The organism is Allobranchiibius huperziae (assembly GCF_013410455.1).
GTDB lineage: Bacteria > Actinomycetota > Actinomycetes > Actinomycetales > Dermatophilaceae > Allobranchiibius > Allobranchiibius huperziae.
The window spans coordinates 3,078,738-3,092,242 of sequence record NZ_JACCFW010000001.1 but is presented as its reverse complement, the minus strand read 5'-3'; the positions used below and the strand labels follow the sequence as shown (position 1 = coordinate 3,092,242).

Below are 13,505 nucleotides of genomic sequence, written 5' to 3'. Positions count from 1 at the left end.
CCCGGCGGCGCCCCGGAGTAGCGTTTCGGGAGTGCTGAAATCCACATATCCCCTTGCCGGCCACGACGTCCACCGCATCGGCTTCGGTGCCATGCAGCTGCCCGGTCCCGGAGTGTTCGGACCGCCGCGCGATCACGACCAGGCGATCGCCGTCCTGCGCCGGGCCGTCGAGCTCGGCGTCGACCACATCGACACCGCCCAGTTCTACGGCCCGGATGTCTCGAACGAACTGATCCGCGAAGCGCTGCACCCGTACGGCGACGATCTCGTCCTGGTGTCCAAGGTGGGCGCCCGCAGGGATGCCGCCGGCGCATGGCTTCCCGCGCTGCAGCCACAGCAGCTGAAGGAGGACGTGGAGGAGAACCTGCGCACCCTCGGCACCGAGCAGCTCGGCGCGGTCAACCTGCGGTTGCACGAGGACGACGGCTCGGTGCAGGACGCCGAGCCGCAGGACGAGCTGGCGGCCCAGCTCGAGGCGATGAAGCAGCTGCGCGACGAGGGCAAGATCGCCGGGATCGGCATCTCGACGGCGACGCTGGACCAGGTCCGCACCGCGCACGAGAGCGTCGGGCTGGTCTGTGTGCAGAACGCCTTCAGCTATGTCGATCAGAGCGACGCCGACGTACTCGACTACTGCACCGAGCAGGGCATCGCCTACGTGCCGTACTTCCCACTGGGTTCGGCCTTCCCGCAGATGCCCAAGGTCACCGACGACGACCAGGTGAAGGCCGTCGCGCAGCGGCTCGGCGTCACGCCGGCGCAGGTCGGGCTCGCGTGGCTGCTGCGCCGGGCGGCGAACGTGCTCCTCATCCCTGGCACGTCGTCCGTCGCGCACCTGGAGGACAACATCGCGACCGGTGACGTCGAGCTGGCCGAGGGCGACCTCGCGGGCTGAGCCGGTGCCGACGTACGGCGGCGGCCCGGGGGACGTGCCCCGGACCGCCGCCGTCGTTCACACCTGTGTCAGCCCACGAACGTGTAGTGCCAGTACTCCCCGACGCCCGGCGTGGAGTACTCCTTGGGGCGCTGGAAGCCCCAGTTGAGCGCGTTCGCCGTCAGCCACTTGTCCTGGGGCGTGCCCCAGTAGTAGATCGAGGTCGAACCGCCCTTGGTGGTCTGGGTGTCGAAGTCGATCGCCTGCCCCAGCCCGTGATTGGACGTACCGGGCACAGCGGCCTGCGAGCCGAGCAGGTCGTAGTAGAACTGCTGCTTGACCAACGGCCGGTACGCCTCGGAGATGGACAGGTTGTAGCCGAAGGTGGCCTTGAACGCGGCGTTCATGTTGGCCAACGAATCCCGTGCGCCACACGCGAGGTAGCGCGGGGTGGTGGGCTCCCAGGACGTGCCGAGGGCGCTGTCGGCCGCGCACATCTCCGCCGCCGGCATCACGCCGTTGTACGACGCCTGGTTGGGCGAGGTCTGGAGCATCGCCGTGCTGATGAAGCGGCCGGCGTACGTCCCGGACGTGATGCGGAACCACGCGTAGTTGACGTAGGTGCCGGTGAACGCGACCCCCTGCTTGACGGTCGCCACGATCGCCGAGCGGTAGCTGTAGGACGCGCGGATGTTGGGAGTCGCCCAGCCGGTGACGACGTACCGGGTGACGTTGGGGGTGGACACCACCGCGCTGGAGCCTGCGCCCGAGCCCAGCGGCTGTGCCGGGTTGGTGGTGGTGACGCTGTATGCGCTGATCCACTGCCCGGTGTACGTGCCCGAGGTGGCCTGCACCCACCCGGCCGTGCTGCCGCTGCCGAGGACGCCCGTGAACTGGTATCCGGTGCCCGGCCTCGCGACGAAGGTCGCGGTGTTGGACGAGTTCGCGCGGAACGAGGCGCCCGCGCTTCCGGTGTACAGCGTCCACACCTGCGAGTCCGCGTGCTGGACGGCCGCGGGGGCGTGTGCGGTCTGCGTGCTGGCGTCGGGGTGGGGCTGTGCGGCCTGGGCCGGGCCGGCTGCAAGCGCGGTGAGGGCGGTGATGCCGATAACCGCGCCGGCGGCGCGGCGGATGGCGATGACCATTGATGCTCCTTGAGGCGGATGTGACTGGTGAGGCCACGAAACCTAAGGAGCGAAGGCGCATTGGTTGCCGTTGTAATCCTGGTGAATTCGGCAATTATCGGCGTGTCGAGTGGAATTCGGACTGGTTGTATGCCTTTTTTACTCGCAGTTGACCGCTGGCTGATTTTTTGTTGCGGTACAGCGTAGATGATCCGCTGTCAAATCGGACGGGTCGAGCGGACCCCCGACGCAGAATGTGCAGCGCACTTCTCCGTCACGTCGACGGGAACTCCTCCAGGTCGGCGACCTGCAGGGCGACCACCCGCGCCACGCGTTCGTCCGCGACACCGAGCCACGTCAGCACCCGGGCGACCGCCTCCTGCGTGGTGCCCCTCGACAGGTCGGTGACCTCGTCGGCGCGTACGTCGGTGACCGGGGCGCCGTGGCCGCGCAGGTGCGCGATCCAGCCGGCGACCGGACGGGTCGCGCCGGGGTCGACCCGGCCGTCCTCCAGTCCGGCGCGGACCACCGGCACCACGCGGACCGGCACCTTCTGCGAGCCGTCGGCGGCGATCTGCGCGAGCAAGTGTCGGATGGCGGCGTTGCCGAAACGGGTCCGCAGGCTCGTGCAGTAGTCGTCGAGTTCGGCGGCGGGCAGTTCGAGGTGGGCGCAGGCGCAGCTCCACCACTCCTCGACCCACCCGCGCACCACGGGGTCGCCGATCGCCTGGGCGACGGTCTCGTGGCCGCGGATCGACCCGGCGTACGCCATCAGCGAGTGCGCTCCGTTGAGCAGCCACAGCTTGCGCTGCTCGAAGGGGCGCACATCGCGGACGAATCGCGCGCCGGCGCCCTCCCAGGCGGGCCGGCCGTTCGGGAAGTCCCCGGCGAGGATCCACTCGGTGAACTGTTCGGTCGGCACGACCTCGGGATCGTCGACGTCGAGTTGCCGGGACACCTCGGCGCGGTCCTCGTCCGTGGTGCGGGGGGTGATGCGGTCGACCACGGTGGTGACGAACGAGACGCTGTCCTCGATCCAGGGGAGAAGGGTGGGATCGACCGCGGCGGCGAGTCCGCTCACGACACGGGCCATGACCTGACCGTTGTCGGGGAGGTTGTCGTTGGAGACGATGGCGAGCGCGCCGGCGCCCGCAGCCCGTCGGGCGAGCAGTCCGGCCACCACGCGTCCCGGAACGGTGTCGACCGGCCCGGCGACCGGGTCGGCGGCCAGCGCCTCGATGTCGCGTCGGACGGCCGGCGACGCCGTATCGAGGTCTCCGGATGACGACCGGCAGTAGCCCGCCTCCGTCACGGTCGCCGTGACGACCGCCAGATCGGTGCTCGCGAAGTACGCCCGCAGCGCCACCAGGTCGTCGGCCGTGTGTACCGCGCTCACGCTCGAGACGACCTCGGGCCGAGCGCCGTCCGGGCCGCGGACGAGCAGCGTGTAGAGCGCGTCCTGTGCCCGGAGGGCGACCGCGGCCGCCGGCGACCGGCCCGTGAAGGCGGCGATGCCCCATGCGGCGGCGTCGGGGGCGTGCTCGGTGTACCAGGCGGCGTGCGCACGGAAGAAGTTGCCGAGCCCGAGGTGCAGCAGCCGCACGGGCGCGGCAGGGCGACCGTCCTTGCGCCGGTCGAGCGCGCGCAGCGGCGCGCTCACAGCTTGAAGGCCGTGGTCGGCACGGTGGTGACGAGGTCGAGGGCGGTCTCCAGCGCCTCGTCCTCCTCGAGCTGATGCTCGGCGACCAGCCGGGCGAGATAGCCCGCGTCCAGGCGGCGCGACATATCGTGTCGGGCCGGGATGGACAGGAACGCCCGGGTGTCGTCCACGAACCCGGAGGTGCGGTAGAAACCGGCGGTCTCCGTCGTGGCGGCACGGAAGCGGCGTACGGCGTCCGGCGCGTCGAGGAACCACCACGGAGCCCCGGCGTAGACGCTCGGGTAGAAGCCGGCCAGCGGTGCGATCTCGCGGGAGAACACCGTCTCGTCGAGGGTGAAGAGGATCAGGTGGAAGCCCTGCGCCGTCCCGAACTCGTCCAGCAGCGGCTGCAGCCCGCGGGTGAACTCCACGCCCACCGGGATGTCGCTGCCGGTGTCCGGGCCGAAGCGCCGCGTCGTCTCGGTGTGGTGGCCGCGGTGGACGCCGGGGTGCAGCGTCATCACCAGGCCGTCCTCGGTGGCCATCCGGGCCATCTCCACGAGCATGTGCCGGCGCAGGGCCGTGGCGTCCTGCGGACTCACGCGCCCGGCGATCGCGTCGCTGTAGATCCGGGTCGCCTCGGCGTCGTCCAGGGTCAGCGTGACCACGTCGAGGTGGCTGTGGTCGGAGGAGACGGCGCCGTGATCCTTGAAATAGCGGCGCCGGTCCGCCAGCGCCGCGACGTATCCGGCGTACGAGCCGGTGTCGATCGCCGACGCCTGCGCCAGCGCGGCCATCAGCGCGGGGAAGTCCGGCCGGGCGGGCTCCAGGTATTTGTCCGGGCGGAACGTCGGCACCACCCGGTGGGAGAACCCGCTGTCCTGCTGCAGCGCGGCGTGGTAGCTCAGGTCGTCGACGGGGTCGTCCGTCGTGGCGAGGACGTCGATGGCGAATCGGTTCATCAACGCCCGCGGGCGGAAGTCCGGGCGCCCCAGGGCGTCGGCGATCCGGTCGTAGATCGCGTCGGCGGACTCCGCCGACGGGCGGTCCGCCACCCCGAAGACGTCGGCGAGGACCGTTTCCATCCAGAACCGGCTCGGCGTGCCGCGGAAGGCGCCCCACCGGCCGCAGAACAACCGCCAGGCATGACGTGCGCCGTCCGTGTCCGGGGTGCTGCCCGGGCCGACCCCGAGCTGCTCCAGGGGGATGCCCTGTGCGTGCAGGAGCCGGAAGACGTAGTGATCCGGCGAGAGCAGCAGCGAGGCCGGATCCTCGAACGGTGCGTCGTCGGCCAGCCACTGCGCTGGCACGTGACCGTGCGGGGAGATGATCGGTTGGTCGCGCACCGCGGCGTACAGCCGCCGCGCGATCGCCCGGGTGCCGGGGTCGGCGGGGAGGAGCCGGTCGGGTGAGAGCGTGAGTCGATCCGCGGGCGCGGGCATGGACGTCATGACGCCCATCGTCGCCCTCCCACCCTGCTCGAGGGCGACGGGTCGCCGGTCGCGCTTGCCGCCGACGGGGTGGCGGGTGAAGGTGGTCGCATGACGAGCCTCGCCGACGGACCCGCACAGACCCACCTGCCCGCCACGCGGGTCGGGGGCGTCGACGGTGTGCTGGGCGAGGACGAGGTGCGCCGGTTCGTCCGGGAACGGCTCGACTCGGTGGATCTCGACGGGCGCAGCGTCTGCATCCTGGTGCCGGACGCGACCCGCACCTGCCCACTGCCCCTGCTGCTCGGCGCCGTCCACGGCGCGCTCGCCGGTCGGGTGGAGAGGATGACGGTGCTGATAGCCCTCGGCACCCACCAGGCGATGAGCGAGGAGGCGATCGCCCGGCACCTGGGATACGCACCGGGTGCCCTGCAGGACACCTATCCGGGGATGACCGTGCTCAACCACGAGTGGTGGCGACCGGAGACCTTCGCCGATCTCGGGATGATCCCGGCCGCGCGCCTCGAGGAACTGTCCGAGGGCCGGCTCAGCCTCGATGTGCCGGTGCTGCTGAACAAAGCGGTGGTCGAGCACGACGTCGCGCTGGTCGTGGGCCCGGTGCTGCCCCACGAGGTCGTGGGCATCTCCGGCGGCAACAAGTACTTCTTCCCGGGTGTCACCGGTCAGCAGATCATCGACGTGTCCCACTGGATCGGCGCACTCATCACCTCGGCCGAGATCATCGGCACGACGGACGTCACCCCGGTCCGGGCCCTCATCAACGAGGGCGCAGCGATGGTGCCAGCCGAGAAGCTCGCGTTCTGCTTCGTCGGAGCCGCCGGCACCCACGACCTGCACTCCATCTCCTTCGGCGACACCATCTCGGCGTGGGCCGACTCCGCGGAGGTCTGCGCCGCCACCCACGTGACCTACCTCGACGAGCCGGTACGGCGCGTCATCTCGCTGGTGCCGACCATGTACGACGACATCTGGACCGGCGCGAAGGGCTTCTACAAGCTCGAGCCCGCGGTCGCCGACGGCGGCGAGGTGATCCTCTACGCCCCTCACATCACGCAGATCTCGGCCAGCCACCCGGAGATCGACACCATCGGCTACCACTGCCGCGACTACTTCGTGAAGCAGTGGGACCGCTTCAAGGACGTGCACTGGAGCACCCTGGCCCACTCCACCCACCTGAGAGGCGCGGGCAGCTACGACCCCGAGACCGGTACGGAGCGATTCCGCGTCAACGTCACCCTCGCGACCCGGATCCCGGAGGAGGTGTGTCGCGCCGCGAACCTCGGCTATCTGGACCCGGACTCGATCGACCTGGACGCGGAGATCGCCGCCGGCAGCTTCGTCGTGCCCGACGCCGGGGAGGTGCTCTTCCGACTCACCCCAGGGCATCAGGGAGGCTGAGGTCATGAATCGAGATCTGGCGTCGGTCACCCCGCAGGTCGAGCGCGCGCTCGACGGTGTGCAACGCCTCGGGGTCGCCTACTCCGGCGGCGTCGACTCCTCCCTACTGCTCGCGCTGGCCGTGCGCGCGCTCGGCCCGGACCGGGTGGTCGCGGTCCTCGGTGTCTCCCCGTCGCTGGCCGCGGACGAACGCGCCGGTGCGCACGACGTCGCTGCCGCGATCGGCGTACCCGTCGTCGAGATCGCGACGCACGAGGGCGACAACCCGGCGTACCGGGCCAACGGTCCCGACCGCTGCTACCACTGCAAGGACGAGCTGTTCACCCGGATCGGGAGCGATGTCATCGCCGCTCACCGCCTGACAGCCGTCGCGTACGGCGAGAACGCCGACGACACCCGTCGCCCGGACCGGCCGGGCTCGCGCGCAGCGACCGAGCACGGCGTGCTGCGGCCGCTCGCCGACCTCGGACTCACCAAGGCCGACGTACGCTCGCTGGCGCACGAGCTGGGACTTCCCAACGCCGACAAACCCGCCGCGCCCTGCCTGGCGTCGCGCATCCCGCACTTCACTCCCGTCGACCCGGCAAGGCTCGCCCAGGTCGAGGCGGTCGAGCACGCGCTGAGGGAGCTCGGATTCGCCGACTGCCGGGTGCGTCATCACGGGGAGGTCGCCCGCATCGAGGTGACCGCCGACGACCTGATCCGAGCGGCCGCCTCGCCGCTGCGCGAGCAGGTGGTGGCCGCCGGGCGGGCGGCCGGGTTCGACTTCGTGGCGCTCGACCTCGGAGGGATCCAGTCCGGCGCGTTCAGCCTGCCGCTCGTGGCGGTGACCGGTGGCTGAGCCCGATCCCCTGGAGGGAGTGGCCGAGCTCGACCTGCAGAGGGCGGCACGAAGGGGATACCCCGAGGCGGTCTACTGCGAGGGCAAGACGCCGGACCAGGTACGCGCGATCGCCGAGGCGGTGCGAGATGCCGATCAGGGCGAGAAGCCAGGTGGAGCAACGCTGTTCACCCGGTGCTCGGACGACCATCTGGACGTGCTCTCGCACGTCTTCTCGGACGCGGCCATCGACGAGACCGCGCGTCTCGTCGCCTGGCCGCCGGCGCCGCCCGCGCCGGTCGGTGGCCCTGTCGTCGTGGTGTGCGCCGGCACCTCGGACCTACCGGTGGCGCGCGAAGCGCTGCTGACCGCCGCCTACCTCGGACGGCACTGCGAACTCGTCGTCGACGTCGGAGTCGCCGGGCTGCACCGAATCCTCGCCCGGCTGCCGGTGCTTCGGGCCGCGCGGGTCATCGTGGTCGTCGCGGGCATGGACGGTGCACTGCCGAGCGTGGTCGCGGGCCTGGTGTCGGCGCCGGTCGTGGCCGTGCCGACCTCGGTCGGGTACGGCGCGGCGTTCGGCGGCATCGCACCGCTGCTGGCCATGCTCAACGCCTGCGCCCCGGGAGTCGCCGTCGTCAACATCGACAACGGGTACGGCGCGGGCCACCTGGCCGCGCAGATCGCCGCGCCCGCTGCATCCTCCGACTGACCACCAGGCCGATCGCCCGCTAGGAGTCGATCGGCGGAAGGAGCGAGCCGGCCCGCAGGCCCTGTGCTGTCGCAGTCGCCGCGGCGTCGTCGAGCAGTCTCCGGACGGGCAGCCCGACGGCCCGGGCGGCCGTCGCGGCGTCCTCGAACTCCGGCGTCGCATGCACGATCTGCCCGGAGCCGTCGAGCGACACCTTGATCCGCACCGAGTGGCCGTGGACCTGGATGATGCGCCAGTCACGTTGCAGTGCAACACGATCGACCGCGTATGACCTGCTGCCGAAGGTGCTGGTGAGCGAGTGGACGAGGTCGCCCATCCGCGATCGGTCACCGCCGGCGCACAGGACGGACAACGTGTGCGCGGGTCGCCCCTTCTTCATCAGGATCGGGGTCAGCCAGGCGTCCGCGGCGCCGGCCTCGAGCAGCGCCGTCAGGACCGTGGGCCACACCCTGGGGTCGAGGTCGTCGACATTCGCCTCGAGCACCCACAGCTGTTCGGTGGCCGGCTGTCCGGCTGTCTCGGTGCGCTCGCCGATGCAGACTCGTACGACGTTCGCGCGCCCGGGAGTGTCCCGTGAGCCCGCGCCGACGCCGGTCGCCCGCACCCGCATCGGCGGTAGGGGTTCGCAGGTCGCCGCGAGGGCGCGTACGAGGGCGACGCCGGTGGGAGTGGCCAGTTCGCCGGTGCCGCCCGCCCGCAACTCCCAACCGGTGCCGAGCTCGAGCACCGCGGGCACCGGCACGGGCAGGTCGCCGTGCGCGCCGGTCACTCGGCCCGATCCGACCGCGATCGGTCCGGCGCTGACGGACCGCACGGCGTGCCAATGCAGGGCCGCGCAGACCCCGACCACGTCGGCGATGGAGTCCCAGGCGCCCACCTCGTGGAAGTGCACCTGCGTGGCCTCCACCCCGTGGACGCGGCCCTCGGCGGCTGCCAGCGTCTCGAAGACCCGCTGCGCCGATGCCGCGACGGCCGGTTCGAGGGGAGCCCGATCGATGAGGTCCCGGATGTCGCTCCACCGGCGGTGCGGCTGGTCGGCGGCGACCGGTGCGACGTCCACCTTCGTGGCACGCTGGCCGGCACGGGTGACCTCGCGCGCGGTCATCCGCACGGCGTCTGGCACGACGGCGTCCACGGCATCCTGGATCACATAGACGGGTGCCCCGGCGTCCACCAGGGCGCCGAGCAGCATGTCGCCGGCGATGCCGGCTCCGGCGTCGATCCACGCGTGCCGTCCGGGCTCAGCCACGCCGCCAAACTACCGTCGACGCCCCGCCCCCGGGTCGAAGTAGACGGCGCACCGGCCTCTCTGGACCGGTTGAAGTGGGCCCTCCGGGGCTCGAACCCGGAACCTACGGATTAAAAGTCCGCAGCTCTACCAATTGAGCTAAAGGCCCGTGACGCGTGTAGCGCCCCGACAGCGTAGTTGCACCCGTTCGCCGCCGCGAAACCCCGTGGCCGGGAACATCGCCGGGCTCACCGGAGGACGCCGCGCACGTCCCGACGAGGTCGCCTTGCATGCAGCGCGCACCCATCTTGCTCTCAGGCATCCGAGTGAGCATGTCGTCGTGCGCGACGAGGCGCGCAGATCGAGGCGGGGTCCCCTGAGATGTTGGAGCCGAACAGCGTGGCACTCGTGGTGCTGCTGTGGGTGTCGTTCGCGGCCGCGGTGGTCGCTGTCGTCGTGCTGTGGCCGAGGCTGGCGCGGCGTCGTCCGCTGGCGCTGCTCGGCAGGCTCGGTACGCAGGTGGGCGCCTCGGCCCTGGTCGTGCTCGCGGCCGCGGCGACCCTCAATCAGCAGAACGGCTGGTACGGCACCTGGTCCGATCTGGGTCGCGACCTGATGGGTACGCCGCCCTCGGTGCAGCGGGTGGCGGTGAAGGGTGACCTGCAGACGGCCGGGCAGTACAGCGCGAGTGCCGCCGCCGAGGCCGACCTGCGCGCGCAGCGGTTGTTCGGTCCGGAGCGCGCGGTGTTCGCGCGCGACGCGAAACTGCATGTCGCGCCCGGTCCGCACGGCCAGTGGCTGCACGTCGTCATCCCCGGGCTCGGCAAGGCGGCAGGGCGTGGCGCCGGGAAGGCGATGATCTGGCTGCCGCCCGCGTACGTCGACGGGCCCTCCCAGGCGACCTATCCCGTCATCGAGGCGTACGCCGGCATTCCCGGCAGTCCGGCGGACTATCAGAAGCGGATGGGCCTGCAGAACATCATCGTGCGAGCCCACCAGAAGTCCGGCCTGATCGAGCCGGTGGTCGTGGTGCCGGACTACACGCCGTCCGGCATCGACACCGAGTGCACCAACAGCGGCGGCATCGACATGGAGACCTGGCTCACCAAGACGGTCCCCGCGTGGACCGTGCGACACCTGCGGGTGCGTCCCGACAAGGAGTCGTGGGCCGTGATGGGCTTCAGCGCGGGAGGCTTCTGCGCCGAGGTGAGCGCCTTCCTGCACCCCCAGCAGTACGGGTCGGTGATGCTCTTCGGTACCTACAACAACCCCAGCTGGGGCAACTGGACGCCCTACGGTCGTCGGAGCATCTGGCCGGCGCGCTACTCCATGCTCAACGTCGTGCGACAGACCCCGCCCCCCGTCGACGTGTGGATCGAGGTGTCCGAGGGTGATCGCTTCGCGGGGCCCCCGAGCAGGAGTCTGATCAACGCTGCGCACGGGCGGATGTCGGTGACGTCGGTGTATCTGCCCGGGGCCGGTCACCGGTTCGACGTGTGGCAGGCGGTGATGCCGGTCGCACTGGAGTGGCTCGGCCACGCCGAGCCCGGCTTCCACGGGGTCATCGGGGACGGGGTGACACACGGCACGCCGCGTGCGCGCAGCGACGACCGTGTGGTGCTGCGCGGACGGAAGGAAGACGCGCGACCCGCCTGATCCGGCTGCCTGAGTGGTCCGCGGGGCGCTGCAGGTAGGGGAAACTGGGGGTGATGAACCTCCTCGACGCCCTTCCGCCCGACGCCGGGCCCGACGAGGTCTATGCGACGTTCACCACCTGGGCCACCCAGCAGGGGCTGACGCTCTACCCGCATCAGGACGAGTCCGTCGTCGAGATCCTGGCCGGTGCCAATCTCATCCTGTCGACCCCCACCGGCTCCGGGAAGTCCCTCGTCGCCACGGGCGCGCTGCTCGCGGCGCTCGCCGACGACCGAGTGTCCTTCTACACCGCGCCCATCAAGGCGCTGGTGTCGGAGAAGTTCTTCGCGCTCTGTGAGGTCTTCGGCTCCGACCAGGTCGGGATGCTCACCGGTGACGCGTCGGTCAACGCCGATGCCCCGATCATCTGCTGCACCGCGGAGATCCTCGCCAACATCGCCCTGCGCGAGGGCGCGAAGGCGGACGTCGGCATGGTCGTGATGGACGAGTTCCACTTCTACTCCGAGCCCGAGCGCGGCTGGGCCTGGCAGGTGCCGCTGCTGGAGCTGCCGCAGGCGCAGTTCGTCCTGATGTCGGCGACGCTCGGCGACGTCGGGCTCTTCGAGCGCGAGCTGACCGCCCGCACCGGCAGGTCGACCGCCGTCGTCACCGGCGTCGACCGCCCGGTGCCGCTGTCGTTCTCCTGGGCGATGACCCCGATCCACGAGACGATCGAGGAGCTGCTCAGCACCCACCAGGCACCGGTCTACGTCGTGCACTTCACCCAGGCCTCGGCGCTGGAGCGGGCGCAGGCGCTGCTGAGCATCACCATCACCAGCAAGGCCGACAAGGAGCGCATCGCCGAGGCGATCGTCAACTTCCCCTTCTCGGCCGGTTTCGGCAAGACGCTTAACAAGCTGGTGCGCAACGGGATCGGCGTACATCACGCGGGGATGCTCCCGAAGTACCGCCGCCTCGTCGAGACCCTGGCGCAGGCGGGACTGCTGCAGGTCATCTGCGGCACCGACACCCTCGGTGTCGGCATCAACGTGCCGATCCGCACCGTGCTCTTCACCGGCCTCACCAAGTACGACGGGTCGCGCCAGCGGGTGCTCAAGGCGCGGGAGTTCCACCAGATCGCGGGCCGCGCGGGGCGCGCCGGCTTCGACACCAGCGGGTCGGTCGTCGTCCAGGCCCCGGAGCACACCGTGGAGAACGCGCGGGCGGTCGCCAAAGCCGGCGACGACCCCAAGAAGCTGCGCAAGGTGCAACGCAAGAAGCCGCCGGAGGGCTTCGTCAACTGGACCGAGGAGACGTTCGAGCGTCTCGTCGGCGCCGAGCCGGAGGCGCTGCAGTCCCGGATGCGTGTCACGCACTCCATGCTGCTCAACGTCATCGCACGTGACGGCGACCCGTTCGCCGGTGTCCGCCGGCTGATGCGGGAGAACCACGAGGACCCGCGACGGCGGGCACGTCTGTCCCGCAAGGCGATCGACCTCTACCGCGAGCTCCTGGCAGCGGGTGTCGTCGAGCGGCTGGACACCCCCGAGGTCGACGGACGTGGGGTGCGGCTCACGATCGACCTGCAGGACAACTTCGCGCTCAACCAGCCGATGGCGCCGTTCGCGCTCGCCGCGCTGGAGCTGCTCGACCCCGAGTCCGACGAGTACGCGCTCGACGCGGTCTCGGTGATCGAGGCCGTGCTGGAGGATCCCCGACCCATCCTGATGGGGCAGCGTTTCCGCGCCCGGGGCGAGGCGGTGGCCCGGATGAAGGCCGAGGGGATCGAGTACGACGAGCGGATGGAGCTGCTGGAGGAGGTCACCTGGCCCCGGCCGCTGGCGGAGCTGCTCGACGCAGCGTTCGAGACCTACCGGAGCAACCAGCCGTGGGTGGGCGACAACGCGCTCTCACCCAAGGCCGTCGTACGCGAGATGTATTCGTACGCGTGGTCGTTCGCCGACCTGGTCAAGCAGTACGAACTCAGCAGATCCGAGGGGATCGTGCTGCGCTACCTCACCGACGCCTACCGCACGCTGCGCCAGACGGTGCCGGACTCCCGCAAGACCCCGGAGCTGGCCGACCTCATCGAATGGCTCGGCGAGGTGATCCGGCAGACCGACTCCAGCCTCATCGACGAGTGGGACCGCCTCAACGATCCCGCCGCTCAGCTCCTCGACGCGACCCCCGCGCCCCCGCAGAAGCGGTCGATCACCAGCAATCCCAGGGCGTTCCGAGTCCAGATCCGCAACGCGATGTTCCGCAGGGTGCAGCTCGCCGCGCGTCGGGACATCGTCGCGCTCGCCGCCCTGGACCGGGACGCGGCTGCGGCCACCGAGCCGCCCACCGAGATCGTGATGGACGAGCAGGCGTGGGTCGAGGATCTCGCGGCGTACTTCGCCGATCACGACGAGATGGGAGCGGGGCCGGCAGCACGCGGGCCGGCATACCTGCAGATCCGCGAGGGTAAGGACACCTGGGAGGTGCGCCAGGTCATCGACGATCCCGCGGGTGACCACGACTGGGGCATCGACGCTCAGCTGCCCATTGCCGCGTGCGACGATGCGGGCACCGCGGTCGTCGTGGTCCTCGGCCTCAACCGGCTCGACCACTGACGTGGTGGA

The 13,505-nt window shown here is 70.8% G+C and carries 10 protein-coding genes and 1 tRNA gene; 6 read left to right on the top strand and 5 right to left on the bottom strand.

The window, feature by feature from the left end; genetic code table 11:
* Positions 1-31: 31 nt before the first annotated feature.
* Positions 32-895, top strand: a complete 864-nt coding sequence (locus HNR15_RS14630) for an oxidoreductase (RefSeq protein WP_343048551.1) — start codon at positions 32-34, stop codon at positions 893-895.
* A 68-nt stretch (positions 896-963) separates the two neighbouring features.
* Here HNR15_RS14630 and HNR15_RS14625 read toward each other — a convergent pair whose 3' ends face one another.
* The 3 genes from HNR15_RS14625 to uxaC form a co-directional block, all read right to left on the bottom strand.
* Positions 964-2,019: a M15 family metallopeptidase gene (locus HNR15_RS14625; protein WP_179483002.1), complete on the bottom strand. Its 1,056-nt coding sequence runs from the start codon at positions 2,017-2,019 to the stop codon at positions 964-966.
* 253 nt (positions 2,020-2,272) lie between these two features.
* A complete protein-coding gene (locus HNR15_RS14620; protein WP_343048550.1) occupies positions 2,273-3,658 on the bottom strand; it encodes a mannitol dehydrogenase family protein in 1,386 nt (461 codons plus the stop codon).
* Entirely contained in the window at positions 3,655-5,079 is a 1,425-nt protein-coding gene (gene uxaC / locus HNR15_RS14615; protein ID WP_179483795.1) for a glucuronate isomerase, read from the bottom strand. Before uxaC ends, HNR15_RS14620 begins: the two co-directional genes overlap by 4 nt.
* Positions 5,080-5,178: 99 nt before the next feature.
* On the opposite strand from uxaC, the gene HNR15_RS14610 reads away from it, so the two are divergent.
* The 3 genes from HNR15_RS14610 to larB are packed head-to-tail and all read left to right on the top strand — an operon-like array spanning position 5,179 to position 8,018.
* Positions 5,179-6,486: a lactate racemase domain-containing protein gene (locus tag HNR15_RS14610; protein ID WP_179483000.1), complete on the top strand. Its 1,308-nt coding sequence runs from the start codon at positions 5,179-5,181 to the stop codon at positions 6,484-6,486.
* A gap of 4 nt (positions 6,487-6,490) precedes the next feature.
* Positions 6,491-7,327 carry an ATP-dependent sacrificial sulfur transferase LarE gene (larE, locus tag HNR15_RS14605; protein WP_179482998.1) on the top strand — a complete coding sequence of 279 codons (837 nt, stop codon included), beginning with the start codon at positions 6,491-6,493 and terminating at the stop codon, positions 7,325-7,327.
* Positions 7,320-8,018 carry a nickel pincer cofactor biosynthesis protein LarB gene (gene larB / locus HNR15_RS14600; protein WP_179482996.1) on the top strand — a complete coding sequence of 233 codons (699 nt, stop codon included), beginning with the start codon at positions 7,320-7,322 and terminating at the stop codon, positions 8,016-8,018. The genes larE and larB overlap by 8 nt, the downstream gene beginning before the upstream one ends.
* A 19-nt stretch (positions 8,019-8,037) precedes the next feature.
* On the opposite strand, the gene larC is transcribed toward larB, so the two are convergent.
* Positions 8,038-9,267, bottom strand: coding sequence for a nickel pincer cofactor biosynthesis protein LarC (gene larC / locus HNR15_RS14595; protein ID WP_343048549.1), 1,230 nt, complete (start codon positions 9,265-9,267; stop codon positions 8,038-8,040).
* Between the two features lie 75 nt (positions 9,268-9,342).
* Positions 9,343-9,415, bottom strand: a tRNA-Lys gene (locus tag HNR15_RS14590).
* A 212-nt stretch (positions 9,416-9,627) separates the two neighbouring features.
* On the opposite strand from HNR15_RS14590, the gene HNR15_RS14585 reads away from it, so the two are divergent.
* Both HNR15_RS14585 and HNR15_RS14580 read left to right on the top strand, forming a co-directional pair.
* Positions 9,628-10,902 carry an alpha/beta hydrolase gene (locus HNR15_RS14585; protein ID WP_179482994.1) on the top strand — a complete coding sequence of 425 codons (1,275 nt, stop codon included), beginning with the start codon at positions 9,628-9,630 and terminating at the stop codon, positions 10,900-10,902.
* 53 nt (positions 10,903-10,955) lie between these two features.
* Positions 10,956-13,496: a DEAD/DEAH box helicase gene (locus HNR15_RS14580; protein WP_179482992.1), complete on the top strand. Its 2,541-nt coding sequence runs from the start codon at positions 10,956-10,958 to the stop codon at positions 13,494-13,496.
* The last annotated feature ends 9 nt before the right edge of the window (positions 13,497-13,505 follow it).